This is a genomic window from Leclercia sp. GHBNCSD, assembly GCF_055805075.1.
Genome location: NZ_JBQVYO010000002.1, coordinates 228,492 through 253,332, shown reverse-complemented (window position 1 = coordinate 253,332; position 24,841 = coordinate 228,492). Strand labels below are relative to the sequence as shown.

Genomic DNA, 24,841 nt, shown 5'->3' with positions numbered 1-24,841 from the left:
TTACTGTAGAAGTGCTTCACCATAGCCCACAGTTTATTTCGAAGCGCGAAAATAAGGGAGTACGTGGTGGTTGCTGATAGTCAGCCAGGGCATATTGATCAGATTAAGCAGACCAATGCAGGTGCAGTATATCGCCTGATTGATCAGCTTGGGCCGGTCTCGCGCATCGATCTTTCTCGTCTTGCGCAACTGGCACCCGCCAGTATCACCAAGATTGTGCGTGAGATGCTCGAAGCTCACCTGGTACAGGAAACAGAAATTCAGGAGCCGGGCAGTCGTGGCCGTCCGGCCGTTGGGCTGGTGGTGGAAACCGAAGCCTGGCACTACCTCTCATTGCGCATCAGCCGCGGTGAAATTTACCTTGCGCTGCGCGATCTCAGCAGCAAGCTGGTGGTGGAAGACCGGCTGCCGCTTGAACTGCACGCTGCCGAGCCGCTGGAGGTGCGGATCACCGCCCTGATCGATCAGTTCTTCATTCATCATCAGCAGAAGCTGGAGCGCCTCACCGCCATTGCCATCACCATGCCCGGTATCATTGATACGGAAAATGGGATTGTCCACCGGATGCCATTTTACGACGACGTCAAAGAGATGCCGCTGGGCGAGGTGCTGAAAAATCACACCGGCGTGCCGGTCTATATTCAGCATGATATCAGCGCCTGGACGATGGCCGAGGCACTGTTCGGTGCCTCTCGCGGCGCGCGCGACGTGATTCAGGTGGTGATCGACCACAACGTGGGAGCCGGGGTGATCACCGATGGGCGCCTGCTGCATGCGGGCAGCAGCAGCCTGGTGGAGATTGGTCACACCCAGGTCGATCCTTATGGCAAGCGCTGTTATTGCGGTAACCACGGCTGTCTGGAGACTATCGCCAGCGTTGACAGCGTGCTGGAGCTGGCCCAGCTCCGGCTCGGCCAGTCGATGAGCTCGGCGCTCCACGGCCAGCCTCTGACGGTGGAGTCGCTCTGCGCCGCCGCGCAGCAGGGCGATCTGCTGGCAAAAGATATCATCACTGGCGTCGGCACTAACGTCGGGCGGATTATTGCCATTATGGTTAACCTCTTTAACCCGCAGAAAATCCTGATTGGCTCGCCCCTGAGCCAGGCGTCGGATGTGCTCTTCCCGGCAATCGCCGACTCCATTCGCCAGCAGTCCTTGCCGGCCTATAGCCAACACATCGTGGTGGAAAGTACTCAGTTCACCAATCAGGGGACGATGGCCGGTGCGGCGCTGGTGAAGGATGCGATGTATAACGGTTCACTATTGATTCGTCTGTTGCAGGGTTAACTGTTTTTTACAGTCTTACCAAAAATTGCGCTATCTCAAACCGGGCGGATAGCGCATACCTTAGACTTCCTCCACTGAATTATTTCCTTCATTTATATTTTCAGAGCATAACGGTGGAGTCAGTGATGCTTAAGCGTTTCTTTGTAACGGGTACTGATACCTCTGTCGGCAAGACGGTGGTGTCCCGCGCCTTGCTGCAAGCCATGATGGCCAGCGGAAAGCGTGTTGCAGGGTACAAGCCGGTAGCCAAAGGGAGTAAAGAGACGCCAGAGGGATTGCGCAATAAAGATGCGCTGGTGCTACAAAGTGTCTCCTCTTTAGAACTGCCTTATCATGCCATTAACCCCATTGCGCTTAGCGAAGATGAGAGCAGCGTGGCGCACAGTGGGCTGGTGAATTACACCCTGTTATCGAACGGGCTTGCCAGCCTGAGCGAGCAAGTGGATCACGTGGTCGTTGAAGGGACCGGCGGATGGCGCAGCCTGATGAACGATCTGCGTCCGCTGTCCGAATGGGTGGTACAAGAGCAATTACCGGTGCTGTTGGTGGTCGGCATTCAGGAGGGCTGTATCAACCACGCCCTGCTGACCGCCCAGGCCATCGCCAATGATGGCCTGCCGCTGGTGGGGTGGGTGGCGAACCGCATCAATCCGGGCCTGGCGCACTACGCCGAAATTATCGATGTGTTAAGCAAAAAGCTGCCGGCGCCACTGGTGGGTGAACTGCCGTACCTGCCGCGCGCCGAGCAGCGCGACTTAGCGCACTATATCGACCTCTCTGCCTTCGGCGGGGTGATGGCCGTAGATCGAGTCGTGGCGTAACGTTCGCGATAAAACCGACGCCACCACACAGGCGATCAGCAAACCGGGCAGCAGAACATACTGCCCGGTCATTTCACAAACCATCAGCGCCGACATGATTGGCGCGTGCGTCGTGGCGGCAAGCAGCGTCGCCATTCCTGCCAGCCCCAGTAAAATCTCGGTTTCATCGCCGGGCAACCACAGCATAAACAACTGGGCAAACAGCATACCGGTCGCCATGCCGACAAACAGCGTTGGGGTGAAAACCCCACCTGGTGCGCCAGAGCCGCTGCTGGCAAGCACTGCCAGCAACTTGCAGATAAATATCCCCACAATGACCGACAGCAGCGGCGGCGCCAGCAGGAATCCCTGTACCACGCTGTAGCCATTTCCCCAGACCTTAGGGGTCAGCAGCGACAGCAGGCCGACGATGAGACCACCCAGCGCAAGCTGCCAGGGCGGAGAGAGCTTAAGGCGGAGAAACAGGGAATGGCTGAAGGCCATGAGCCACATTAGCGCCGGGCCGCAGATGCCGGCCAGTAGGCCCATTCCCACGATCAATGAATAATCCACCCCGGTCAGCGTTTCGCTGAGGTGTACCTCATAGAGCGTATTCGCGCCGGGGCTGAGCAGGCGTGTAGTGAGCAGGGCGACCACGGCGGCAATCACCACCGGGCCGAGCGAGGCCAGCATCAGGGTGCCAAACAGGATCTCAGCAATAAACAGGCTTCCGGCTAACGGGGCATGGTAGGCGCTGGCCATCCCGGCGGCGGCACCGCAGGCAATCCACAGTTTCCATTCCGTTTTGGGGGTAAAGCGCTGGGCAAAAAAGGAGGCGGCGAGGGCGGCCAGCAGGATCATTGCCCCTTCCCGGCCAATGGCGCTGCCGCTGGCGACGACCAGCAGCGACGCCAGGGATTTGACCAGGCTGGCTGCGTAGTCAAACTGTCCGTCACCCGTTTCCAGCGCCTCCATATAGTCGGTGGGCGCATGGGGCCGCTGCGCGGTCTTTTTTTGCCATCCCCACAGCAGCAGCCCGGCAGCCAGCCCGCCGAGGGCAGGGGTCAGTGAGCGTCGCCAGGGCGACAGGGCGCTGGCGGCATTCACCAGACTGCCGCTTTCGTTACTCAGAAACAGCCACTCCAGTAAATAGAGAGCATGGCGGAACAGGGCCACGGCCAGGGCCGCCAGCACGCCAATGACGCTGGCGATCAGCAACCGGCGAAACATCGCGCGGATGTCAGGGTAAGCATGGAGTCGATGCATGGGTTACGCGTAAATGAGGAAGATACAATATTTTGACGGGAAAACGCGGGGTTAGCAATGCGAAGAGCCGGGCAAGGCCCGGCTGACAATATCAACTGTCGCTGTGAATATCCAGCGCCCGGCGCGTGCGGCCGGAGCTTAAGTATTCCGCAATATAGTCCTGAGAAATTTCGCCGTTATAGCGCCCCTCTTCATCAACAATCGGCATCCAGCTGGTGTTGCTCTCATACAGCCGTGACAGCACCACGCGCAGGTTGTCCTCCGCTTTGCCGGTCATGCGGAACGGGTGGAGCAGATCGGCGCAGGTGCCGGTGGCATTGCGCGCTTCCCGGCGCTTCACAAAGCCCAGCGGTTTGCCGTTTTCATCCACCACGGTGACGGCGCGAATGTCGTTGTCGTCCATGATGGCGAAGGCTTCCGGCAGCGGCGTGGCCGGGCGCACGGTCAGGGTTGGCTGTTGATCCGTGACATCGCCCGCGGAGACCAGCAGCAGACGCTTCAGGGTGCGGTCCTGGCCAACGAACGAGCCGACAAATTCATTGGCCGGTTTCGCCAGCAGTTCGTCCGGGCTGGCGCACTGGACAATGCGCCCCTGGCGGAAGACGGCGATACGATCCCCCAGCTTCAGCGCCTCGTCGATGTCGTGGCTCACCAGCATCACCGTTTTTTTCAGCTTGCGCTGCATCTCGAGGAACTGGTTCTGGATCACCTCGCGGTTAATCGGGTCCACCGCACCGAAAGGCTCATCCATCAGCAGTACCGGAGGATCCGCCGCCAGGGCGCGAATCACGCCGATACGCTGCTGCTGACCACCGGACATCTCCCGCGGATAGCGGTTGAGGAACTTATGCGGATCCATCGCCACCATATCCATCAGCTCTTCGGCGCGGGTTTTACAGCGGGCTTTATCCCAGCCCAGCATGCGCGGTACGACGGTGATGTTCTCTTCGATGGTCATGTTCGGGAAGAGACCAATCTGCTGGATCACGTAGCCGATGTTGCGGCGCAGGGTCACGGTATCCATCTCGCTGGTGTCCTGGCCATTGATCTGGATGGTGCCGCTGCTCGGAGTAATCAGCCGGTTAATCATCTTCAGGGTGGTGGTTTTGCCGCAGCCGGATGGGCCGAGCAGGACGCACATCTCCCCTTCGGGCACGTTCAGGTTGACGTTATCTACGGCCTTAAATGTCTGGCCGTGCTTCTGTGAAAATTGTTTGGTGAGGTTTTCCAGTTTTATCATTATCGAATCCCCTTTGGAGTCAGAACGATCTGCAGACGGTGCAGTAACCAGTCGAGCACAATCGCTAAAAGACAAATCATCAGCGCGCCGGCAATCAGCATACGAATATCACTCCCGCCAATGCCGTTTAGCAGCAACAGGCCAAGCCCGCCCGCGCCGATGACGGCGGCAATGGCCATCACGCCGATATTCATTACGACCGCGGTACGGATGCCGCCGAAAATCACCGGCAGCGCCATCGGAATTTCTACCCAGCGCAGGCGTTGCCAGAAGGTCATGCCGATGCCGCGACCCGCTTCGCGCAGGCCGGGCGGCAGGCTGTCCAGCGCCGTATGGGTGTTACGCACAATCGGCAGCAGCGAGTAGAGAAACACCGCGGTAATGGCGGGCAGGGCGCCAATACCCTGACCGATCATGGAAAAGAGGGGGATCATCAGGCCGAACAGAGCAATGGACGGGATGGTCAGCACGATGGTGGCAATCCCCAGCACCGGCGTCGCCAGCCATTTGTGACGCACGATCAGAATGCCCAGCGGCACGCCGATAATAATGGCCAAGCCCACCGCCAGCGCCACCAGCCACAGATGCTGGAAGGTCAGGGTCATGATGTAACCCCAGTTATCAAGAATGTAGTGAATAGTATCCATAGCGCCTCCTTACAGCAGCTGCTTACTACGCAGGAAATCACGGGCGACCTGCTGCGGTGACTGATGATCGATATCCACCTTCTTGTTCAGCTCGGTGATGACGTCGTTATTGAGCTGGGCAGAGAGGGTATTCAGCGCCTCTTCCAGCCCCGGGTTGGCTTCCAGCGTATCCTTGCGCACTACCGGGGTCACCGCGTAGCTCGGGAAGAAACCTTTGTCATCTTCCAGCACCTTCAGATCGAAGCCTTTAACGCGTCCGTCGGTGGTGTAAACCAGCCCGGCATCGACAAAGCCGTCGCGCACCGCGTTATAGACCAGACCTGGGTCCATCTGGCGAATTTGCGGGCGATCGAGCTCCATGTTGTAGGCCGCCTGCAGCGGCTTCATGCCATCGCTGCGCCCGGAAAACTCCAGATCCAGACCCAGCATCCAGTTGTTATCCGGATCGGTTTTGCGCACCTGCTCAATCTTCGCCACCAGCTCAGACATGGTGTTGATATTTTCTGCCTCGGCGCGCTTACGCTGCATGGCAAAGGCGTAGGTGTTGTTCATGTCAGCAGGTTTGAGCCACACCAGGCCGTGCTTCGCATCCAGGCGTTTCACCGTCTCGTAAGACTCCTCTGGCGACATGCGTTTGTTGATGTGGTTAAAGATGATCAGCGAGGTGCCGGTATACTCCCAGGTCATATCGATCTGCTTATTGATCATCGCATTACGGGAAATGACGGTGGCAATGTTGGTCTGAGGCTTAACTTCAAACCCTTTCTTTTGCAGATACTGCACGGTCATCGCCGAGAGAATATGCTGTTCGGTAAAACTCTTGGTCGCCAGGATCAACGGCGCCGCGAGCGCCTGGCTGGTAAAGAGCGCGGCGGTACAGAGCGCCGCCAGGCCGGTAAATAGTCTCATAGAAGCTCCTTATTATTGTTATCGCGCGAGATGCGGGCTCATCAGACGGCCCAGCGCCGCCAGCAACGTATCCAGAATCAGGGCGAACAGGGCGGTGGCCGCCGCGCCCAGGATCAGCGTCGGGAAATCATTCAGGTAGATGCCGGGGAAAATCAGCTCGCCGTAGCTGCTGGCGCCAATCAGGAAGGCCAGCGGTGCGGTACCGACGTTAATGGCGGTGGCAATACGAATACCGGAGAGCATTACCGGCCAGGCGTTAGGCAGCTCCACCTGGCGCAGACGCTGCCATTTGGTCATCCCGATGCCGTTTGCCGCTTCCAGTAATGATGCCGGAACCGAGCACAGACCAGCGTAGGTGTTACGCACTATCGGCAGCAGCGAGGCGAGGAACAGGGCGATAATGGCGGGCGTATCGCCGATGCCAATCACCACCATCGCCAGGGCCAGAACTGCGAGCGGTGGCAGGGTGTTGCCGACGTTAAAAATCTGCATAACGTATTCGGCGATACCGCGCGCGGCCGGACGGCTCAGCAAGATACCGCTGGGGATACCGACCAGCAGGGCGAAGAACATGGATGAGAAGACTAAAATCAGATGCTGTCGCCCGAGATAAACCAGGTCAACCTGGCGCGCTTTGATCGTCTCCAGCCCAATTCCCCAGACGAGGAGGGCGACGACCACAATAATGGCGCCGACAAAAAGCAGCGAGCGTTTTAATAAAGTATGCATTGCGGTGTGTCTCCCTGTGCGCATGCGTTCGTTATAGCAACCATCGATTGCCTGTTGTTATGCCATGTTTTGGCAGGGGTATTTGAGCTATAGCAAGGGTTTGGGAAGGGTTCCAGCGAAGCGGTATTATTCCTAACCTTATGAATACTGCGGAAATATGAGGTTAAGCCTTACGGGGTAAGGGCTGGATACCGGCAGGCAGAATAGTCTTAAAGATAATTTCATTAAGTGACACCGTCACTTAATGAATAAGTAGAGTCTGTTATTTGCTGAGTGCAGCGCGAACCTTTCGCACCCGCAGCGAGGTGCTGATGATGGAGAAGGTGGCGACGAAAACCAGCATTAAGCCCAGGGCCAGCATCGCATTAAACCCAAACCACCTGAACAGGACCAGCCCGGCAATCCCTCCCGTAATAAACGAGAAAAGGGTGGTGAGGTGGGTTGTAAGCTGGCTGGTTTGTGCGGCGGTATCTTTGGAGTAATCCCGGCGTAGCATCGCCACCACCACAGAGGCCAGCGAAATGCCTGCGTCGGTTAACGTGCCAGTAATATGGGTGGAGCGTACCCGTCCACCGGAAAGTTGGGTGGAGGTGGAATTATGGATCCCCATCAGCCCGCAGAGAAAAACAATAATTTCCCTGTTAGTCGTGAAGGTATGAAAATAGATTTCATGCAGGGAGACGCCGGCCAGTAATAACCCTTCAATAAACAAAACCTGACAAAAAATGAGCCGCACATTGTGCATGATGCCCCATAAAACAATTATCCGCGCAATAATTGCCCCGGTCACAAACGACAGAATAATGGTGGCGAAGAAAATAATATCGTTCAGATCCGTTGAGGAGACTTCGCTGGAAAATTGTGAGGTATTGCCTGTCATATGGGAAGGAAAGAAGCCAAAAGCACCCAGCGCAATGGCATTCAGCAATCCTGCGGAGGTCGCCAGCCAGAGGGCAAGACGACGATCCTCCTGATGGGTTCGTTCTTTCTTAAGTTTAATCAGCAAAGAATACCTCCGGTTTGAGCTTTGCCTGAATAATCAGGCTAGCAAAGCCTGGTCATGGATTGTCCAGGATAGTACTTAATTATTAAGGCACCGGAGGTGGGCGAGAATTAAGTAATTAAATAAAATAACCTTGATAACAAAGTGCTTATTTACCCGGCGCATTATGCTCAAAGCATGCCATTATTTCCGTGGCGCATAAACGCCGGGCGCAGATTTAAGCGTTCAAACCAGGCCTCGATAGCGGGCACCGGTGGATGCTCAAAAGGGGTCATCTTCCAGCGGTTCACCGACAGCCCCAGCACCACATCGGCCAGGGTAAAAGTGTCGCCCGCCACCCATGCCCCGGTGCGTTGCAGCTGCTGCTCAAGGATCGCGATATGGTGGTTCCACTCCTTAATCCCGGCTGCAATTCGCGCCGGATCGTTAAAGTCCGGGTTTTTACGCCCCAGGGCCGGAAAGACATAGCGCCAGGCGTTATTAAATTCCGTCGCCTGCCAGTCCATCCAGCGTTCGACGTTGGCGCAGGCTTGTGGATCTGTCGGGAGAAGGTCGTCCCGCCCGGTTTTGCGAACCAGATAGCGGCAAATGGCGTTGGATTCCCAGATCACGAAATCATTGTCGATCAGCACCGGCACCATCGCATTCGGGTTCAGCGCGCGAAAGGCATCGGTTTCTGTAGAGGCAAAGCCGCTGCCGTAATCTTCCTGCAGATAGTCCAGACCCACTTCTTCACAGGTCCAGAGCACTTTGCGCACGTTAATGGAGGTGGTTTTGCCGAGGATTTTTAGCATGGTGCAGGTGTCCTTTGTCGGGTGAGTTAACAACAACAGAGCCGTTATTCAGTGAGTTTAGGGCAAACTTGGGTGGGGAAGTCTTCCTGTTGGCCTACCATCTTCCGATAGGCGGCAGGCGTCATGCCTGTGAGTCGACTGAACACACGCCGCATGACATCCGGACCTGAGAAACCGCATTCTGCGGCTATTTTTTTCGCGGGCAGCTTCTCTTTTTCAATCAGCAAGCGCGCTTTTGACACGCGCTCACGCTCCAGCCATTGAGCCGGGGTCAAACCGATCTCCTGGCGAAAAATACGCGTAAGGTGCCTCTCACTAAGGTTGATGTGTTGCGCCAACATGGCAACCGAGCCAATCTCTTTAATATTCTGAATTGCCCAACGCTGAAGATCCTGGAGTGCTGAGCGTCCGTTCAGGGAAAGTTGGCTTCGTCTGACAAAGTGCGACTGATTAACAGGCCGACGAAAGAACATCACTAACTGATCCGCAACCTCGGCCGCAATTTCCCGCCCCAGATCTTCCTCCACCAACCTCAATGCCAGATCGAGGCCGGATGTCACACCGGCGGCAGTACGCACCCTACCATCGGCGATAAACAGCGCATCGCTTTCCACGACTATTTCAGGATGTCTGATAGAAAGCAGTTCCGCACAATTCCAGTGGGTGGTGACCTGCTTACCGCTGAGTTTTCCGGTAAGCGCCAGCAGCAGCGCGCCAGTACATACGGATCCAAACCGCTCACTTTTTTCGCATAAAGCGGTAATACCCGCCAGGATATTGCTCTCTGGCGTATAACCAGACATACCTGGTGCGCCCGCAATGAGAAACGTATCAGGAACGAGTTCTGAAATATCCGCGAGTGAAAAATCTGCCGCCAGCCTGACGCCGGACGAGGCCTGCACAGCAGAGCCACTGACGGAAACGACATACAGACGATAAAATTGACGTCCCAGGATTCTGTTAGCCTCAGCAAAAACATCTATAGGCCCACCTACATCAAGCAACTGCACGCCCGGCACCGCCAGTATGGCTATGGTATGACTCATTTTCTCCTCCCGGCGTCTGAATAGATCCAGATGTCCTTATTCGTCGTAAAAGTACGGTGGCAGACATGAATGATAAACCCTAATTTAGAGGTACACCATAGCCATCTAAGGAGTTATTCATGAGTGCTGCAATTAAAGGTATCAGCGTCCCGGACAGCCGTATGGCCAGAGAAGCCACGGAATTTATCAGGGACACCGAAACAGAGCTGCTGTTTAATCATTCAAGCCGGGTTTATTACTGGGCGGCCCTGGCTGGGCAGGAAAGAGGCCTGAAAGTAGACAGTGAGCTGCTGTACATTGGCTGTATGTTTCATGACATTGGACTCACCCATGAGCATTGCAGCTGTGACAAACGTTTTGAAGTAGACGGCGCCAATGCGGCACGTACCTTTCTGGAGGGATATGGTATCGCTCCTGCCGACATTGATAAGGTATGGACAGCCATTGCACTCATACCACACCAGGCATACCTGAGTTCATGGCACCAGAAATAGCCCTGGTTACCGCAGGCGTGGAAATGGATGTGCTGGGAATCGATTATGAAAAATTTTCAGAAGCAGATATTAAAGCGGTTACGCAGCAGTATCCCCGTACGCCAACATTTAAAGAGGATATTATTCAGGCATTTTATGACGGTATAAAACACAAGCCGCAGACGACATTCGGTAACGTAAAGGCTGACGTTATTAAGGATAAGGAACCCGGTTTCACTCCTTTTAACTTCTGCAATATTATCCGGCAGTCACGCTGGCAAGGGTGAGCCGCTGCAACGCAATAATTGAATGAGGGCAGCAGTTAAATATCAGGGATGACCTTCACCTTAAAATATGGATGATGCCTTCACAGGCGGCGCATGACGTTTAGCTGAAGACGTCATGCGCCTTTTTGCGGAAGTTAACGGTTGGCGCATAGATAGATTGAGCCAGACCAATGCTGCTGTTTTTTGCGTGTGAAGATCTCTCCGTTGCTCTGCCATGTACCGTAACAGATATAATTCTACTTCGGCCCGTTCAGGTTGAATATCCAGCGCCAGTGAAGCGAGGATTAAAAGGGTCTCCGACTCACCTTTGGCCGCCTCGTTATCGCCTTCCACAACGCCGGGATCCAGAATGTGCTGGCAGAGATCGCGGACGCAACAGCAGAGGATTTCGACCGCGTCACGGCGGTAAACCTGCGCGGCGTCTGGGGTTGCATGAAGTATGAACTGCAACAGATGCGTAAGCAGGCTCTGACCGTTTTAAACTTAAGAATGTCTTACTATTTAAGTGGTGCTGTATTCATTTATTATATTTGTTGCAATATGACCGATTTTTAGAGTTTCTAACCTTCTCGAGGGACAATAATGGAAAAAAATTTCACGCCAGAACAGATAGAAATGATCAATCGTATTGTCTTTGCACACATTGATCGGATGAACGAGAAAGCGGCTGAAATTGTTGAAGAAACAGAGAGGGCAGCACACCATGAACTCCAGGAGAGCGGGATCGATATGACTGATTTCTCTCCTGCTAACAAAAGTTTTTTGATGGTTACGCTCATCCAGAACCTGATAGATCGTGTTCACGGCGGCGATATGACGGTTGCCCAAAAGTTAATAACGATGGAAGCTAAAAGGCTGAACGTCAGCGTAAATGAATAATGTCCACTTCAGGTAGATAGAGAGAGATGGCATGCCGGGCATGCCTGTTTCATTTAAAAAGGCATTCAATTATTCCTCTGACACCCACATGAGTAAAGTGAGCACGATAGGTACTGCATCCCAGCGCACTGAGTAGCACCACATCTGCCAGAGCGGCTTGCCGGATTTATAGCGTCATAAGCTGCCGTCCTGATGAAATTCACGATTCAGGCGCTATACCTTAACAGCCAGTGATAAAGTGGCAGGCAAACATATTAAGGGATTATAAATATGCAGATTATTTTTGTGCCCGCCTTAATCGTCGTCCTGATTGATAAAGAGCAGGAGCTGAGGCGGGCGTTAACACAGGAAGAGGTAGAGGCAATCCGCGATGGTGCTACGGCCATCCGGCTGCCGGACGAGGCGGCCAACGATATGATCAGAGAGCGCGGCTACCGCGATATTGACCCAGAAAATGTCTGGCAAGAGTGGGTGGCGTATAAAGCAGGCTGACGCAACCACGTCAGGTCAGCCTGTCTGAGATATAGCGCCTATTTCACCAGAGCAAACAGATCGTTCAGCGATTCGCTCATGGTACAGCCGATATTAATGCAGGTGCCGCAATCCATGGCTTACCATTCAACTGTGATTTTCCCGAAGTGCTTTCCGCCCGCAAGGAGGCTGAATGCTTCGCTGACAGAGGCCAGCCCTTCAAACCTGTCGGAAATGGCGGGGCGGATCCCGGTCTGATTCTGCGCTCTGACAACGTCCTGCCGCATACGATTGCTGCCGACCACCAGCCCCTGGAGACGGGCTTGTTTCGCCATCAGCCCGGCGGTCGGAACAACGCCTTACATACCCGTCAGGACGTCAATCAAGGCAATATGGCATTGAGCGGGGGCCATCTCCGGACTGAAAAAGAGAGATCTGTCGTGACATATTTCAGCCCGTAGCGGTTGAGATCAGCGATGACTTCAATTTATCGATAAACATACTGACCCGCAGAGGAAGATAACGTGTTGTTGGCAGTACGGCCCAGACCGATAACGCCTGCGGCCTGACATCAGAAAAATTAATCTCAACAAGCGTGCCTTCGTGGAGCTCTTTCATGACATCCCAGCGGGTAAGCTGCGCAATGCCCAGTCCGTGAGAACAGAGTTCTCTTATTCCTTCGACGTTATCGGAGCTGAAACGCCCATCAACACCGATCCTGATAACGTCACCATCACGTTCAAACAGCCATTGAGGCACGCTGCTGAGTCTGAGGCAACTGTGCTGCAGTAAATCTTCAACAAAATGAGGTACGCCATTCGCCTTCAGGTAATCGGGTGAAGCGCAGACGATCCGCGGATTATCAGTAATTTTGCGGGCAATGAGCGTGGAGTCTTTTAATGGCGCGATGCGGATGGCGACATCGAATCCTTTCCCAACAATATCAACTACATTCTCGCTGAGTTGAAGGTCAATATTCAGCTTTGAATTGTCCGCTAACAGTTCAGAAACCAGAGGCAAAATATTTCGTCTTCCAAAGCCTGATGGGGCAGTGATCCTCAGTAATCCGGACGCGCCCTGGGTTGAGGGAGAGAATAGCGCGCGGGCACCTGCCTCTGCATCAATAAGCGCCCGTGCGTAAGGCAGAAATTCCATTCCTTCCTGAGTTAAAGAGACAGAGCGCGTCGTTCTCTGTAAAAGGCGCGTTCCCAGCTCGTGTTCAAGGGAGGCGAGGCGTCTTGAAACGGCCATGGCGGAAAGACCCTGTCGTTTCGCTGCCTGCGTCAGACTGCGCGTTTCGGTGATAACGAGAAAGAGTGAAACATCCTGCAAATTCATAGCGGCTCCGGTATCAGAATCAGCGCAAAAGTTATCTAACGGCCATCGTGATTATAACGATAAACGTTATACAGCCTTATCATTTTGCCCCGTTTAAGCCTGATTAAACAATGATTATAGTGCGTTTACGATTTAATTAATCAGGAGTAACGTATGAACAAATCATCCCTTTTTACCCCGGGGCATATTGGAAAGGTTGTCTTAAAAAACCGTCTGGTGGTGGCGCCCATGACCCGTGTCACCGCCTCAGTGGAGGGCATCGCCAGCGATCGTATGACGATTTACTACGAAGACTTCGCCCGGGGTGGATTCGGCCTGGTGATATCAGAAGGTATTTACATTGATAAGGAATGGTCACAGACCTATGCTTTTCAGGCTGGCTTAACCAGCCCGGAACAGATTGCGGGATGGCGCAACGTCACCGACGCAGTCCACAAGCATAACGGCCACATTTTTGCCCAAATCCAGCACGCTGGCGCATTGTCGCAGGGGAACTATTTCAGGACGGGAACAGTGGCACCAGGCGCCGTTCGTCCAGTGGGCCAACAGATGTCATTTTATCGTGGAAAAGGTGAGTATCCTGTACCACGTGAACTCAGTGAAGAGGAGATCCAGAAGATTATCACAAGCTTTGCCGATGCGGCTGCGGCTGCCGTTTTCGACGCTGGCTTTGATGGTGTGGAGATCCATGGTGCCAATGGCTATCTTCTCGATCAGTTCTTCACGGATTACACCAACCCGCGATCTGACCGCTGGGGCGGGGACATCGCTGGCCGCCTTCAACTCAGCCTTGACGTCATTCAGTCTGTCAGACAGCGAGTAGGTCATGATATTCCGGTAGGGATCCGTATCTCGCAGGGGAAAGTGAACGACTTCTTCCATAAATGGGCTAATGGGGAAGACGATGCCCGGGTGGTATTTTCGCTGCTTGCGCAATCCGGTATCGATTATCTGCACCTGACGGAGTATGAAGCCTGGCAGCCAGCATTTGCTGATAACCCGCTCTCACTTGTCGAACTGGCCCGTAAATATGCGCCACAGCTGACGATTATGGCTAATGGCAGTCTCCACGATGAGGCGCGGGCAATACAGGTCATGGAGAAGGGAGCCGATTTCATTGCACTTGGGCGCGGCGCGCTGGCAAATCACGACTGGCCTGAGCGTGTTGCCGCAGGCCGAACCTTACGCGAATTTGACAGCTCAATCCTGGGCCCCATTGCCAATATTAAAGATTCTGAGCTTTCTCTCTGATCCTCCTGCCCCGGCGCGTGCTCCGGGGTATTTTCTTGATTCTACTGGTTTTTAGATGCCGTCAAAAATGTCAGCGCCCCCGCGCTCAGCAGCAAAATAGCACTCACGCCAAAGGTGCTTTGCCAGCCAACGTTATCGAACACCATGCCGCCCGCCGTGGAGCCCAGGGCGATAGAGAGCTGGATCACCGCCACCATCAGTCCGCCACCGGCCTCTGCATCCTCGGGCAGAGTACGGGCGAGCCACGTCCACCATCCCGTTGGTGCTGCGGTTGCCAGCAGACCCCAGAGTCCCAACAGCAGGGCGACGATCCAGACGCTGTGCCCGGTCAGGATCAACATTCCGGCAATGGTGGCCATCAGCAGGGGAATCGCCATTAACGTCGGGTAAAAGCGTGTATTTAAAAAGCCGGCGATAATCAGCGTGCCAACAAATCCCGCGATACCGATGGTAAGCAGGATCAGCGACAAGCCGGAGGCGCTGACGTGGGTGACGGTTTCCAGGAATGGGCGCACGTAGGTGAATAACGCGAACTGTCCCATAAAGAACAGACCGCAGGCTAACAGGCCCACGCGCACCACAGGCTGGCGGAAAAGGCGCAATACCGTACCCTGTGCCGCCCGGTCATTCTCCATCTTCGGCAGGCTAAAGCACTGCCAGATGAACGCGATGATTGCCACCGGAACCAGGCACAGAAAGGTTCCGCGCCAGCCGATGGTGGCTCCGAGATAGCTGCCGAGCGGGGCGGCTACCACCGTTGCCAGGGCATTACCGCCGTTGAAAATCGCCAGCGCACGGGAGACCTGATGTTGCGGCACCAGGCGGATGGCCGTTGCGGCAGACATGGACCAGAAGCCACCGATGGCGATCCCAATCAGGGCGCGTCCGACCATATAGACCAGGTAGCTGGACGCAAAGGCAATAAGCAGCCCGGACGCCGCCATCAGCGCCGTCATACCCAGCAGAAGCGTTTTACGGTTCATATTCCCGGCAATATGGGTCAGGCTCAGGCTGGTCAGGACCGCCAGCGCGCCGGAGATGGCAATCCCCTGGCCGGCCAGACCCTCGGTGACCCCTAAATCGCGGGCAATGGGCGTCAGCAGGCTGACCGGCATAAACTCCGAGGCAATCAGGACAAATACGCACAGGGTCATGGCAAAAATAGCGCCCCAGTACGCGCGTTCGTTACTCTGTGTGGTTTGGCTCAGTGTGGACATAATCAGATTTCACGAAGGGGGAAAACAACGCCACCTGCCAGGGACAGGTGACGGAGAGGATTACTTCAGGCTGGTTTTGAAGAACTGCTCGAACTGCGCAAACGGGATCTTACCGGCGACGTTGTCGTAGAGATCGACATGGTTAGCGCCCGGGACAACCACCAGCTCTTTCTGCTTGCTGCCGACAGCTTTGTAGGCATCTTCAGCAAAGTAGCGCGAGTGCGCCTTTTCACCGGTGACGATCAGCGTCGGGATGGCGATCTCTTTGGCATAGCTCAAAAGCGGCATGTTCATGAACGACAGCGGCATGGTCGCGGTCCATGCGCCGGTGGAGTTTACGGCGCGCTCGTGGAAACCACGCGGCACCCGGTAGTAATCAAAGAACTCTTTCAGTACCGGATGCGGATCGGCAGGTAACGCTTCCGGCAGAATACGTTCAGCGGCGGTCGCTTTGCCGTTTTCGACATAAATATCATGTCCGGCATGGGCAAAGGTGCCGCTCTCTGCATCTTTCCAGCGCTGCTCGTTCAGATACTCGAGCACAGCATGGCGATCGGCTGCCGAGTAGCGGTCTTTACCGTCACCCACGCCGTGGCCCATCGCCCGGCTCATGTCGTACATCACGCTGGTGGCGACCGCTTTCACGCGGGTATCCATCGAGGCCGCATTCAGCGCCATACCGCCCCAGCCGCAGATGCCAAGGATACCGATGCGGTTGCGATCCACCTCTTTTTGTAGTCCAAGAAAGTCCACCGCCGCACTGAAATCTTCGGTGTTGATGTCGGGAGAAGCGACATTGCGCGGCTGCCCGCCGCTTTCACCGGTGTAAGAGGGATCGAATGCCAGGGTGACAAAGCCCTTCTCCGCCAGGGTCTGGGCATAGAGACCGCTGGACTGCTCTTTCACTGCGCCGAACGGTCCGCTGACCGCGATGGCCGCCAGCTTGCGATCGCCCCGGTCTTTCGGCAGATAGAGATCGCCCACGAGTGTAATGCCGTAGCGGGTCTGGAAGGTGACTTTACGGTGATCGACCTTTTTGCTTTCAGCAAATGTCTTGTCCCATGTGGTGACCATCGACACCGGGGCGTTCGGATTGGTTGTCTCTGCATAACTCATGGTTGTTACTCCACTTAAAGAGGCGCATAGCAGCATTGCAGGCATGGCTGCCGTCAGTTTTTGGGTGAATGTTTTCATAAGAGGTACCGGGCTGTGTTGTGATGTTGAGGCCAGTATAGTTAGCAGTAATAGTGATGATTAGAGGGGAAAGGGTGCTAAGATTCATATCATATTGTTATGAATTGGTGGCGTTATGGCGAAGCGGGAAAATTACAACGAGCTCTATCTCTTTATGCAGGTGGCGCGGGAGGGGAGCTTCACCGCCGCAGCCCGGCGGCTTGGGTTGGCCCAGTCGGGGATCAGCCGCTCTGTTCGCGAGCTGGAAGAGCGGCTGGGCGTGCAGCTGCTGGTGCGCACCACGCGCAGGCTATCCCTGACCCAGGCGGGGGAGCAACTTTATCAGGCGACAGAATCCGCCTTCGATGCTCTGGATAGCGGGCTTGCCACGCTGGCGCACTACCGTGAAACGCCTTCCGGTACGGTGCGCATTAACGCCAGTCAGCATGCCATTGATAAATGTCTGTTGCCGAAGCTGGCGATATTTAAACAGCGCTACCCGGATATCCGGCTGGAGCTGATGAATGAGAGCCGGTTTGTGAACATCATTACCGAACGCTTCGACGCAGGTGTCAGACTGGGGCCGGAGGTGGGTCAGGGGATGGTCGCGGTGCGCATTACGCCTGACATGGAGATGGCCGTGGTCGGTACACCTGAACATTTGCGCCGCTACGGCTTTCCCCAGACGCCTGCGGATTTAGTTGCCCACCCCTGTATTGGCTATCAGTTTGCCGATGGGGGCCTTTATCAGTGGGAGCTCATTCAGGACGGTAAAAGCGTCACCCATCGCCCCGAGGGGCAGTGGGCATTTTCTGACAGCTATATGGAAGCCGAAGCCGCCCGGCTGGGCCTGGGGCTGGCTTATGTGCCGGTCGAGCTGGTGGCGAACGATCTGGAGCGTGGGACGCTGATCCGGGTGTTGCAGCGCTTCAGCCTGCGCATGGACGGGCTGTTCCTCTATTATCCCCATCGCAACGTCTCACCGGCCCTGAGAGCGGTGATCGATACGCTGAAAATCTGAGCGGACGTTTTGTTAGCCGGGCAAGGGCAGCGCTTATCTCATTACTATCACGGTGGCGCTGGCGGAGCAGCCGACAGGCTGGCCGTTTTCTATGTGGGCCCAGTACGGTTATCCGATGCCGGGCATGGAGCCAATGCTGAGCATAATGCTCTGGCACAGGGCTTCTGTTGCAGCCTTCACAAGTCAGACCTCAATCAGATCTGATATCTCCGGGTCATCAGCTATATCAGGCTATTCATCTATAATGACTATTGCAGTTGAAATTGCACAGGAAGCTGCACCCTGGTCAACGTTTTCATTCTGCCGACACAGTAAGACAGGCTTAGGGCAGTGCAGGATGCAACTGATTACTCAGATGAAAGCGCTTAAAAAACGTGGCCATACACATGCGTGAATCAGGCCGGGAGTGACTGCCTTGCCCCCTAATAACACTCAATAATTAATAAAATTCTGTTTCTCCGGGAGATTAATTATGAAAATAATCAGATTTGTATATTCTGCTTTAATTGGTGTTGTCGCCAGCTGCCGTTCTATGACGCCGATGGCGGCCCTCGCAGCAGCACGCCTTGCCAGACGCGACACTCCGGGGAGTCTCATGCTGCTGGACCGTCCGTTATTCAAATTTGGCGCATTAGCGATGGGGGCAGGTGAGCTGTTTGGCGACAAGATGAAGTCTGCGCCAGACCGCACCGTGTTTTTAGGCTTGTCAGCGCGTGTGGCCAGTGCAGGAATTGCGGGCGCCGCATTGGCACCCAAGGGAGAAGAAAAAACCGGGGCAGCAATCGCTATCTCTGCCGCTGTGCCACTTGCCTATGCCACACTTGCGGCACGCAAAAAAGCCATAGCAGAAATTGGGCAGACCAGAAGCGGCATGATTGAAGATACCCTCATCGTCGCTATCGGCGCAGCGGTTGTCTACTTCGCCACACGGCCAAAACGTCTTTAAACGTTCTCACTCTTAAAAGGTTTATCCTGGCAGGTCATAATGAAGGGGTCAGTAACGGCTTCTGGCACGAAGCGGTCTGCGGCACCTACTATGATTGTGCGCGGCTTTCTGAGCTTAATCCGCAACCAGCCACATATCGGCTTCTTCAAACATCTCTTCGAGCATACGGTTCAGCTTTTCCCGATCGCTTTTACTGGCATCGCTATTCAGGCCGTTCGCCTGCATCGGCTTAACCTTCACCTCGGCATCCGGAAAGATCCGATGCACTCGCTTCGTCAGTTCAGCCAGGATGATCTCTCTGGCGCCCGGAAGCCCGGCAACATTTCGTTTGTCGTACACCAGTTCAACGAACATTACATACCCCTTATAAATACTGTTTTAATGTACAGCATTTTCACCGGGGTAATGATGCCTGTCAAGGTCGCCCGTATGACTGTATTCATAATCGTCGTGCGGTGTCCTCTAACCAGTCAGGGAGGTGTGATTGATACCAGGTTTGATACAAGGAGAACGCGCTCTTTTGCCGCTCGTAAAGTAACACAATGACTTCGGTGACAATCCATGCCTTAGCGATGGCAATTTCTCTCGTTAATTCATTGACACTATGGTGATAAGTTAACGTGCAGTAGCGTTCAGCGAGGTCCGTATACGCTCGCATCGTCCCCATTCCCTTTATAAGTGGGGCAAGGTCGATAGCAGGACTCCCTTTTCCAAACCGTTCCCAGTCGAACAGCACGACCTCACCGTTTTCTCTTCTTCCCCAGTTACCCGCATTGCTGTCCCCTGAAATGAGACGGTGGCCGCTAAACAGCACATCACTACGCTGCTGAAATTGCTGAAGCTGCCGTGCGCTTTTTTCAGGTAACGCCAGCAGGATGAGCGCTTTTTCGAGGGCCCTCTCTGACCATGAGTGCGGGTGGTAATGCCATGCGGTATTCACCGGATAACGGTGCAGACGTGCCAGCATCGTGAGAACCTCATCACTGGCGACATCAGACTGTTCAACCGGGTAAGGAATATACTCCATGCATAATTTGCGCAGGGTGGCATCGGCGGAAAAGAGCGCCGGAGTCGCAATGCCCGCCTCGTTAAGCGACGTCGCAGCGTTCTGATAAAAACCAAACTCCACCGCGCCAACAGGAGACTTTTCAATAACGGCCTGACCGCTATGACTGACCGTTAGCGCCACATTGGCGGCACCCATTCTGGATAAATCCCGTGCAGGCATAGACGATCCTCTCAGCAGTAGCGGGTGGGTTGCTCAGGATCCAGAGTGTAACGTAAATGGGCCGTTGCGCTAAAAACTGCCGCCCGCGTTGCAGGCGGCAGTGGAGACGATCAGAATAAGACCGAGTAGTTCAGGCCGAAGGTACGACCGCGGCCTTTGTAGGTATAGAGGTTTTCAGCACCGTAGGTTGGGCTGTAGAGACCCGGTGCGCGCTGGCCCCATGCGGTGGTGTAGTCTTCATCCAGCAGGTTTTCGACGCTGAAGCTCAGCTTACCGACCGGCAGAAGATAACTGCCTAAGAAGTCCACGGTGTTATAGCCATCGATCTTCTTACCGGCTTCATCAGAGAGGTCGAACGTCTGGGTGCTTTGCATACGCAACGTCCAGTCGCCCGGCGCCCAGGTAACCCATGCGCTCATTTTAGACGGGCTGGCGCTGTCTACCGTCAGCTTTTCCCACTTTCCGTCGACGCGGGTTTCCGATTTGATGACGTTGAAGTTTGTACCGGTGCTCCACTCGCTGTCAGTGAAGAAATAGTCGATTTGGCCTTCAACACCGTAGATACGACGTTCGTCATCTTCAACGTTGATGGTCATGTCGCTTTTATTAATGTTGATGGTTTTGTCAGACAGAGAGTAATACCCGGCAATCTGCGTGCGCAGATTATCCCCGGTGTAACGCCAGCCCAGCTCGTAGGCATCAACTTTGATTCCGTCGAGTTTTGAGTCGTTCACGTTCACGCTGTTGACCAGGCGATAATGACCGTTCACCAGCTGATAGGTGCCGGAGCCATAATATTTCGCCAGATCCGGGATCTCAAAGCCCTGGGAGAAGTTAAACCACAGCTGCTGGCGTTCGGTCAGATGACCCAGAATACCGGCGTTAAACAGCAGGTTGTTGTAATCCGTCTTTCCGCCCGGCACGGCGTCTGCGGAGGTCGCTCTGCCCGTGGCAATGGCCTGCTGCTGCGTATAGCCAATAAAATCATCGACCTTGTTTTCCGTGTACTGATAGCGCACGCCGCCGCTCAGGGTGATCGCGGAGAAGTCGTAGCTACTTTGCAGGAACGGGGCGAGGTTAGTAATGCTGTAGCCCGGATAGCGTCCAACGTTATAGGCATTATCCAGCTTCATCCCCCCGCTGGCCGCCGCCTTGCTGAGGTCGAAAAATTGCTGGTTGGCGTCGAAGGTTTCATGCTCGGCATCCACACCCCATGTCAGCGTCAATGCCTCCACCGGCTTGCTGTTGATGGTGAGCTTGCCGCCGTAGAAATCGGTTTTTTGCTGCGATGCGCCAATGCTGGTGACCCGACCGCCGGAAAGCGTAGGGAAGGGGTAATAGGTCAGGCTCTCATCGCGGTAGTAAATCTGGGCGAGCAGATCCTGGCCCCAGAAATCGGTGTTGGAATATTGCAGGTTAATCAGGTGACGTTCGGTGCCGGGGATACGGTCGGAGTCGAGATTGTTTTTGTTATAGGCGTTGCCCGCGCCCGTTACTGCCGAGAAGTTCTCGCCCAGATAAAGGCCGTGCTTACCGTCAGATTCACTTTTGTAATACTGCGTGGTGAGCTGCAACTGCTGATGATCGTCGATATTCAGCGTGCCGGTGCCCATCACGTCCAGACGGTCAGAGTATTGCAAACCGGTCTGGGTGTTATCGATGATCACCTCATCGCCATTGCCATCGTACCAGCCGCCAAAGCGCTGATAGGCCACTGACAGGCGCCCGGAAGCGTTATCGTTGCCACCGCTCACCGCCGCTGCGACGTTCTCGTCATTATCGTTATGGCTGTTGAAGCCGGTTTTCAGGCCGGTCTGGAACTCGACTTCCGTTTCCGGCTGGCCCTTTTTGGTGACGATATTGATTAAGCCGCCGGTACTGCCGCCGCCGTAGAGGGAGGTGGCGCCGGAGATGACCTCAATGCGGGAAATATTAAACGGATCGATTGAGTCCAGCTGGCGGCTGTCGCTGCGCGAGGAGTTTAAACGCACGCCGTCCACCATCACCATCATGGATCGACCACGCATATTCATCCCGTAGTTGGTGCGCCCCTGGCTGCTGACGTCCATGCCGGGAATTAACTGCGCCAGCACCTCTTTCAGCTCCTTACCCCCCTGAACCTGCTGTTCAATTTCAGCCTGTTCCACAACCCAGGTGGTCTGCGCCATGTCGGTGATGCTGTGATTGGTACGGCTGGCAGCGACCACCAGCGTCTCATCTTTTTGTACTTCGGCAGAGGCATTGGCGGCTAATGTCATGAATAAACAAGAGCTTAGCGCGCGATAACTGTGCGATTTCATTATTGTGATCATCCTGATTTTTCAACGAGCCGGAGGCATGGACGCCCCGTAGCGCAAAAACATCACCGCAGAGGTGATAGTGATTATCAAGATGATATGAATAATCATTTCAATGTAAACAGGTAATGTTAAAAATTGTTTCTACAATGGCATGATATTTATGTGGTTTTGGGGGCCGCCGCCTCTTAAGTGGGGAAATACCAGAGGTTGCCCCACGTGCGTCGCTGTCGTCACGACAGTAATCGCTTACTATGGTGATGAATCATCCCCGCCATTATCTGGCAGGGATCTCAGCATCGCTGATACAGCGCTCAGGCTTCATTTTTACAGGGCTCAGCGATTACCACAGGTTTTCTGAGCTTTTCTGACAGCAGCAGACTGATCAGCGCCAGCAAAATAAAGGTCACCGATATGCCGGCCAGCCCGTAAAATCCCGCCAGGGGATAAACCCACGAGGCTACCGCAGAGCCAAATCCAATGCCGCCGAACATAAAGGCGCTGGTCAGCGCCAGAGCGATACCACGGTGCCGGACAGACGACAGTTCAACGATCCTGCGTTGCTGACTGGGCCAGAGCAGGTCGGTGGCAAAGGCCCAGACAACGAGCATCACCAGCAACACGACCAACATTTTCGGCAGCAGGGCAATCAGCGCGGTGTCCACAATCAGCAGCGTCATGCCCGCCATCAGCAACCTTTCAGACGTAAAGCGCGCGGCGGCTCGGGTCACCCAGAGGTTGCCCAGTACCCCAGCGATGCCCAGTACCGCAAGCGCCGCGGAGAGAGCCTGCGTCCCGCCGGTGTAGGTATCGCGTATGAGCGGGGCGATGAACGAATAAAAGCTGTAAACACCGGAGGTAATGAAAAACACTACCAGGAATGCCGTCAGGTATTTTCCTTGTGACAGGACGCTGACCATTTCAGTAAGCCGGATGCGCGACCCTGTGCGCTCATCCGGCACCGTCAGGAGGATGTTCAGCCCGCTCAAAAGGCTTACGCCGCCCACCAGGGCAAAAAGCGCTTTTGCTCCCCACAGGCTGGCAATCCACGCGGCGAGGGGAATACCGGCGAGGCTCGCCATCGATACCCCCAGGAGTACCATGCCGATAGCGCGACCGCGTTGCTCTTCATGAACCAGCTCTGAACCCAGCGCAACCAGCACCGGGCCGATAAATCCTGCCCCTGCGCCCATCAGTATGCGGGAGGCGAGTAGCGCATCGTAGGAGGGTGACAGCGCAAACGCGAAGGCGCCAGAGCCAAAAAGCCCGATGCCCGTGAGCACCAGCTGGCGACGGCGCCAGTGACCAAACATCACCTGAACCAGCGGGGCGGCCAGGGCAAAGGTCAGGCCGAAAATACTTAGCAAGCGTGCGCTCTGTGCATCGGTCAACTGCCAGGCGGCGGAAATAGCGGGCAGGCTACCCGCGACAGAGAGCGCACCGGTCGCCTGGACAAAATAGGCGATGCTCAGCGCGCGCAGGGCACGGCGCTGGGAAGCGGTGATAACAGCGTTCATGATCCATCTCCGGAAAGAACAGGGGCGCGAGGCCCCTGCAGAGCTTACTGAACAGGGATTGGGTTATCCGCGACCGACTGGTTGAACTGGTTTACCAGGGTATGCTCGTTTGCCCCCGGGTTATCGCGCACAGGCAGCACGCGATCGACGATAGCTTCAATGGTGTCTGTACCGAGCTTGTCAAACGTCTCGCTGATGAACGCCTCCAGCGGCATGGCGCGCGGGTCACCGCTCTTGTAAATCAGATCCGTATCCACCCACGGCGGGGAAATTTCGATGACCTGCACGCTGGTGTCGCGCAGCAGGAAGCGCTGGGAAAGGGTGTAGGAGTGAATCGCGGCTTTCGTCGCCGAATAGAGCGCGTTGGTGGCCAGCGGCAGGAAGGCCAGCACCGAGCTGTTGTTGATCAGTACGGCGTCTGGCTGCTGTTTGAGGTGCTCAATAAACGCCGCGCTGACGCGCACCGGCCCCAGAATATTGGTGTTCAGCAGCGTAACCGCCTGGGCGTCATCCAGCTCGCCTGCCGCGTTGTCAAACGGCATGATACCGGCGTTATTGATGACCACATTCAGGGCCGGATAGCGCTTCAGCACCTGCTCTGCGGCGGCCTGAATGCTGTTGGCGCGGGTCACATCCAGCACCACATAATCCATGCCCGGACTGGCGGCGGTGACATCCTTCAGCAGCGCCTCCCGGCGCCCGGAAATGATCACCTGGTTACCCAGCTGATGGAATTTTTCTGCCATTGCGCGGCCGATGCCAGAGGTGCCGCCAGTGATAAAGATGGTGTTATTGGTCAGTTTCATGGTCTTACTCCTTCGCAGAATCGTTAAGGGACGGAATGGTAATACGTGGGTCGCGAGCAAATCCGATGAGCGCCGCGTCAACCCTCTCCCGTGCGCTCATGACGATAGTTGGATCGCGCGGGTCAACCGACAGACCGTCATTGTCACAGCACGGCGTGGCGGTGGCGCGGACCAGGTGGGTATGCTGCGTCATGTTGTTCACCTTGTCAGTTATCG

The 24,841-nt window shown here is 55.2% G+C and carries 27 protein-coding genes and 1 pseudogene; 9 read left to right on the top strand and 19 right to left on the bottom strand.

Going from position 1 to position 24,841, the window contains the following annotated elements:
• The first annotated feature begins 66 nt into the window (after positions 1-66).
• Complete coding sequence (gene mlc, locus ACT3IC_RS21540; protein WP_103179436.1) at positions 67-1,287, top strand: sugar metabolism global transcriptional regulator Mlc; 1,221 nt, start codon at positions 67-69, stop codon at positions 1,285-1,287.
• A 125-nt stretch (positions 1,288-1,412) separates the two neighbouring features.
• On the top strand, positions 1,413-2,108 hold the full coding sequence (gene bioD / locus ACT3IC_RS21535) for a dethiobiotin synthase (protein ID WP_473479293.1): 696 nt from the start codon (positions 1,413-1,415) through the stop codon (positions 2,106-2,108).
• Here bioD and clcB read toward each other — a convergent pair.
• The 8 genes from clcB to ACT3IC_RS21495 form a co-directional block, all read right to left on the bottom strand.
• Positions 2,043-3,353 carry a voltage-gated ClC-type chloride channel ClcB gene (gene clcB / locus ACT3IC_RS21530; protein WP_473479290.1) on the bottom strand — a complete coding sequence of 437 codons (1,311 nt, stop codon included), beginning with the start codon at positions 3,351-3,353 and terminating at the stop codon, positions 2,043-2,045. The two genes, bioD and clcB, sit on opposite strands and share 66 nt — an antisense overlap.
• 91 nt (positions 3,354-3,444) lie before the next feature.
• Positions 3,445-4,593 (bottom strand): osmoprotectant ABC transporter ATP-binding protein OsmV, encoded by a 1,149-nt coding sequence (gene osmV, locus ACT3IC_RS21525; protein ID WP_473479287.1) that lies wholly within the window; start codon positions 4,591-4,593, stop codon positions 3,445-3,447.
• Positions 4,593-5,240, bottom strand: a complete 648-nt coding sequence (gene osmW / locus ACT3IC_RS21520) for an osmoprotectant ABC transporter permease OsmW (RefSeq protein ID WP_114387163.1) — start codon at positions 5,238-5,240, stop codon at positions 4,593-4,595. The genes osmV and osmW overlap by 1 nt, the downstream gene beginning before the upstream one ends.
• Before the next feature lie 9 nt (positions 5,241-5,249).
• Positions 5,250-6,149, bottom strand: coding sequence for an osmoprotectant ABC transporter substrate-binding protein OsmX (gene osmX / locus ACT3IC_RS21515; protein WP_103824509.1), 900 nt, complete (start codon positions 6,147-6,149; stop codon positions 5,250-5,252).
• 18 nt (positions 6,150-6,167) lie between these two features.
• Entirely contained in the window at positions 6,168-6,878 is a 711-nt protein-coding gene (gene osmY / locus ACT3IC_RS21510; protein WP_180210318.1) for an osmoprotectant ABC transporter permease OsmY, read from the bottom strand.
• 262 nt (positions 6,879-7,140) lie between these two features.
• A complete protein-coding gene (locus ACT3IC_RS21505) occupies positions 7,141-7,884 on the bottom strand; it encodes a YoaK family protein (RefSeq protein ID WP_156654421.1) in 744 nt (247 codons plus the stop codon).
• A 167-nt stretch (positions 7,885-8,051) separates the two neighbouring features.
• Entirely contained in the window at positions 8,052-8,675 is a 624-nt protein-coding gene (locus ACT3IC_RS21500) for a glutathione S-transferase family protein (RefSeq protein ID WP_263950881.1), read from the bottom strand.
• A 44-nt stretch (positions 8,676-8,719) separates the two neighbouring features.
• On the bottom strand, positions 8,720-9,721 hold the full coding sequence (locus ACT3IC_RS21495; protein WP_473479283.1) for a GlxA family transcriptional regulator: 1,002 nt from the start codon (positions 9,719-9,721) through the stop codon (positions 8,720-8,722).
• A 119-nt stretch (positions 9,722-9,840) separates the two neighbouring features.
• Between ACT3IC_RS21495 and ACT3IC_RS21490 the strand changes: the two are divergent.
• A pseudogene (locus ACT3IC_RS21490) lies at positions 9,841-10,481 on the top strand (HD domain-containing protein).
• A gap of 60 nt (positions 10,482-10,541) precedes the next feature.
• Here ACT3IC_RS21490 and ACT3IC_RS21485 read toward each other — a convergent pair.
• Positions 10,542-10,814, bottom strand: a complete 273-nt coding sequence (locus ACT3IC_RS21485) for a hypothetical protein (protein ID WP_156654425.1) — start codon at positions 10,812-10,814, stop codon at positions 10,542-10,544.
• 18 nt (positions 10,815-10,832) lie between these two features.
• Here ACT3IC_RS21485 and ACT3IC_RS21480 point away from each other — a divergent pair, with 18 nt between their 5' ends.
• The 3 genes from ACT3IC_RS21480 (at position 10,833) to ACT3IC_RS21470 (ending at position 11,852) form a co-directional block, all read left to right on the top strand.
• Positions 10,833-11,036 carry a hypothetical protein gene (locus ACT3IC_RS21480; protein ID WP_473479280.1) on the top strand — a complete coding sequence of 68 codons (204 nt, stop codon included), beginning with the start codon at positions 10,833-10,835 and terminating at the stop codon, positions 11,034-11,036.
• 27 nt (positions 11,037-11,063) lie between these two features.
• Positions 11,064-11,360, top strand: a complete 297-nt coding sequence (locus ACT3IC_RS21475) for a nitroreductase (RefSeq protein WP_103179448.1) — start codon at positions 11,064-11,066, stop codon at positions 11,358-11,360.
• A 270-nt stretch (positions 11,361-11,630) separates the two neighbouring features.
• On the top strand, positions 11,631-11,852 hold the full coding sequence (locus tag ACT3IC_RS21470) for a hypothetical protein (RefSeq protein ID WP_473479277.1): 222 nt from the start codon (positions 11,631-11,633) through the stop codon (positions 11,850-11,852).
• A 119-nt stretch (positions 11,853-11,971) separates the two neighbouring features.
• On the opposite strand, the gene ACT3IC_RS21465 is transcribed toward ACT3IC_RS21470, so the two are convergent.
• Together ACT3IC_RS21465 and ACT3IC_RS21460 are read right to left on the bottom strand one after the other, a co-directional pair.
• Positions 11,972-12,166, bottom strand: a complete 195-nt coding sequence (locus tag ACT3IC_RS21465; RefSeq protein ID WP_180210315.1) for a hypothetical protein — start codon at positions 12,164-12,166, stop codon at positions 11,972-11,974.
• A 115-nt stretch (positions 12,167-12,281) separates the two neighbouring features.
• Positions 12,282-13,169, bottom strand: a complete 888-nt coding sequence (locus ACT3IC_RS21460; protein ID WP_103179451.1) for a LysR family transcriptional regulator — start codon at positions 13,167-13,169, stop codon at positions 12,282-12,284.
• Positions 13,170-13,322: 153 nt separating this feature from the next.
• Between ACT3IC_RS21460 and ACT3IC_RS21455 the strand changes: the two genes are divergently transcribed.
• A complete protein-coding gene (locus ACT3IC_RS21455; protein WP_156654428.1) occupies positions 13,323-14,420 on the top strand; it encodes an NADH:flavin oxidoreductase in 1,098 nt (365 codons plus the stop codon).
• Positions 14,421-14,461: 41 nt separating this feature from the next.
• Here the strand turns inward: ACT3IC_RS21455 and ACT3IC_RS21450 are convergent, their stop codons facing one another.
• Together ACT3IC_RS21450 and ACT3IC_RS21445 are read right to left on the bottom strand one after the other, a co-directional pair.
• Positions 14,462-15,637, bottom strand: a complete 1,176-nt coding sequence (locus ACT3IC_RS21450; protein ID WP_473479273.1) for an MFS transporter — start codon at positions 15,635-15,637, stop codon at positions 14,462-14,464.
• Between the two features lie 60 nt (positions 15,638-15,697).
• Positions 15,698-16,831 carry an alpha/beta hydrolase gene (locus tag ACT3IC_RS21445; protein WP_473479269.1) on the bottom strand — a complete coding sequence of 378 codons (1,134 nt, stop codon included), beginning with the start codon at positions 16,829-16,831 and terminating at the stop codon, positions 15,698-15,700.
• Positions 16,832-16,946: 115 nt separating this feature from the next.
• On the opposite strand from ACT3IC_RS21445, the gene ACT3IC_RS21440 reads away from it, so the two are divergent.
• Together ACT3IC_RS21440 and ACT3IC_RS21435 are read left to right on the top strand one after the other, a co-directional pair.
• Positions 16,947-17,831 (top strand): LysR family transcriptional regulator, encoded by an 885-nt coding sequence (locus ACT3IC_RS21440; RefSeq protein ID WP_103179455.1) that lies wholly within the window; start codon positions 16,947-16,949, stop codon positions 17,829-17,831.
• Between the two features lie 472 nt (positions 17,832-18,303).
• Positions 18,304-18,777: a hypothetical protein gene (locus ACT3IC_RS21435; RefSeq protein ID WP_473479265.1), complete on the top strand. Its 474-nt coding sequence runs from the start codon at positions 18,304-18,306 to the stop codon at positions 18,775-18,777.
• Positions 18,778-18,891: 114 nt separating this feature from the next.
• Here the strand turns inward: ACT3IC_RS21435 and ACT3IC_RS21430 are convergent, their stop codons facing one another.
• The 6 genes from ACT3IC_RS21430 to ACT3IC_RS21405 all read right to left on the bottom strand — a co-directional run bounded on the left by ACT3IC_RS21430 (position 18,892) and on the right by ACT3IC_RS21405 (position 24,818).
• Positions 18,892-19,131: a DinI family protein gene (locus ACT3IC_RS21430; protein ID WP_103179457.1), complete on the bottom strand. Its 240-nt coding sequence runs from the start codon at positions 19,129-19,131 to the stop codon at positions 18,892-18,894.
• A gap of 85 nt (positions 19,132-19,216) precedes the next feature.
• Positions 19,217-20,005 (bottom strand): phosphotransferase family protein, encoded by a 789-nt coding sequence (locus ACT3IC_RS21425; RefSeq protein ID WP_103179458.1) that lies wholly within the window; start codon positions 20,003-20,005, stop codon positions 19,217-19,219.
• Between the two features lie 110 nt (positions 20,006-20,115).
• Positions 20,116-22,305, bottom strand: a complete 2,190-nt coding sequence (locus ACT3IC_RS21420) for a TonB-dependent siderophore receptor (RefSeq protein WP_103179459.1) — start codon at positions 22,303-22,305, stop codon at positions 20,116-20,118.
• Positions 22,306-22,616: 311 nt separating this feature from the next.
• Positions 22,617-23,819 carry an MFS transporter gene (locus ACT3IC_RS21415; RefSeq protein ID WP_473479262.1) on the bottom strand — a complete coding sequence of 401 codons (1,203 nt, stop codon included), beginning with the start codon at positions 23,817-23,819 and terminating at the stop codon, positions 22,617-22,619.
• 44 nt (positions 23,820-23,863) lie between these two features.
• A complete protein-coding gene (locus tag ACT3IC_RS21410; protein ID WP_156654434.1) occupies positions 23,864-24,625 on the bottom strand; it encodes an SDR family oxidoreductase in 762 nt (253 codons plus the stop codon).
• A gap of 4 nt (positions 24,626-24,629) precedes the next feature.
• A complete protein-coding gene (locus ACT3IC_RS21405) occupies positions 24,630-24,818 on the bottom strand; it encodes a hypothetical protein (protein ID WP_263950870.1) in 189 nt (62 codons plus the stop codon).
• Positions 24,819-24,841 lie beyond the last annotated feature (23 nt).

Bases quoted from the DNA above. Each gene is read 5' to 3' on its own strand.
- ACT3IC_RS21450 (WP_473479273.1), bottom strand. From the start codon at position 15,637: ATGTCCACACTGAGCCAAACCACACAGAGTAACGAACGCGCGTACTGG.
- ACT3IC_RS21410 (WP_156654434.1), bottom strand. From the start codon at position 24,625: ATGAAACTGACCAATAACACCATCTTTATCACTGGCGGCACCTCTGGC.
- ACT3IC_RS21440 (WP_103179455.1), top strand. From the start codon at position 16,947: ATGGCGAAGCGGGAAAATTACAACGAGCTCTATCTCTTTATGCAGGTG.
- ACT3IC_RS21405 (WP_263950870.1), bottom strand. From the start codon at position 24,818: ATGACGCAGCATACCCACCTGGTCCGCGCCACCGCCACGCCGTGCTGT.
- ACT3IC_RS21445 (WP_473479269.1), bottom strand. From the start codon at position 16,831: ATGAAAACATTCACCCAAAAACTGACGGCAGCCATGCCTGCAATGCTG.
- ACT3IC_RS21415 (WP_473479262.1), bottom strand. From the start codon at position 23,819: ATGAACGCTGTTATCACCGCTTCCCAGCGCCGTGCCCTGCGCGCGCTG.
- ACT3IC_RS21455 (WP_156654428.1), top strand. From the start codon at position 13,323: ATGAACAAATCATCCCTTTTTACCCCGGGGCATATTGGAAAGGTTGTC.
- ACT3IC_RS21430 (WP_103179457.1), bottom strand. From the start codon at position 19,131: ATGTTCGTTGAACTGGTGTACGACAAACGAAATGTTGCCGGGCTTCCG.
- osmY (WP_180210318.1), bottom strand. From the start codon at position 6,878: ATGCATACTTTATTAAAACGCTCGCTGCTTTTTGTCGGCGCCATTATT.
- ACT3IC_RS21495 (WP_473479283.1), bottom strand. From the start codon at position 9,721: ATGAGTCATACCATAGCCATACTGGCGGTGCCGGGCGTGCAGTTGCTT.
- osmV (WP_473479287.1), bottom strand. From the start codon at position 4,593: ATGATAAAACTGGAAAACCTCACCAAACAATTTTCACAGAAGCACGGC.
- clcB (WP_473479290.1), bottom strand. From the start codon at position 3,353: ATGCATCGACTCCATGCTTACCCTGACATCCGCGCGATGTTTCGCCGG.
- osmW (WP_114387163.1), bottom strand. From the start codon at position 5,240: ATGGATACTATTCACTACATTCTTGATAACTGGGGTTACATCATGACC.
- ACT3IC_RS21470 (WP_473479277.1), top strand. From the start codon at position 11,631: ATGCAGATTATTTTTGTGCCCGCCTTAATCGTCGTCCTGATTGATAAA.
- ACT3IC_RS21425 (WP_103179458.1), bottom strand. From the start codon at position 20,005: ATGCCTGCACGGGATTTATCCAGAATGGGTGCCGCCAATGTGGCGCTA.
- osmX (WP_103824509.1), bottom strand. From the start codon at position 6,149: ATGAGACTATTTACCGGCCTGGCGGCGCTCTGTACCGCCGCGCTCTTT.
- bioD (WP_473479293.1), top strand. From the start codon at position 1,413: ATGCTTAAGCGTTTCTTTGTAACGGGTACTGATACCTCTGTCGGCAAG.
- ACT3IC_RS21460 (WP_103179451.1), bottom strand. From the start codon at position 13,169: ATGAATTTGCAGGATGTTTCACTCTTTCTCGTTATCACCGAAACGCGC.
- ACT3IC_RS21500 (WP_263950881.1), bottom strand. From the start codon at position 8,675: ATGCTAAAAATCCTCGGCAAAACCACCTCCATTAACGTGCGCAAAGTG.
- ACT3IC_RS21465 (WP_180210315.1), bottom strand. From the start codon at position 12,166: ATGGCGAAACAAGCCCGTCTCCAGGGGCTGGTGGTCGGCAGCAATCGT.
- ACT3IC_RS21475 (WP_103179448.1), top strand. From the start codon at position 11,064: ATGGAAAAAAATTTCACGCCAGAACAGATAGAAATGATCAATCGTATT.
- ACT3IC_RS21435 (WP_473479265.1), top strand. From the start codon at position 18,304: ATGAAAATAATCAGATTTGTATATTCTGCTTTAATTGGTGTTGTCGCC.
- ACT3IC_RS21420 (WP_103179459.1), bottom strand. From the start codon at position 22,305: ATGAAATCGCACAGTTATCGCGCGCTAAGCTCTTGTTTATTCATGACA.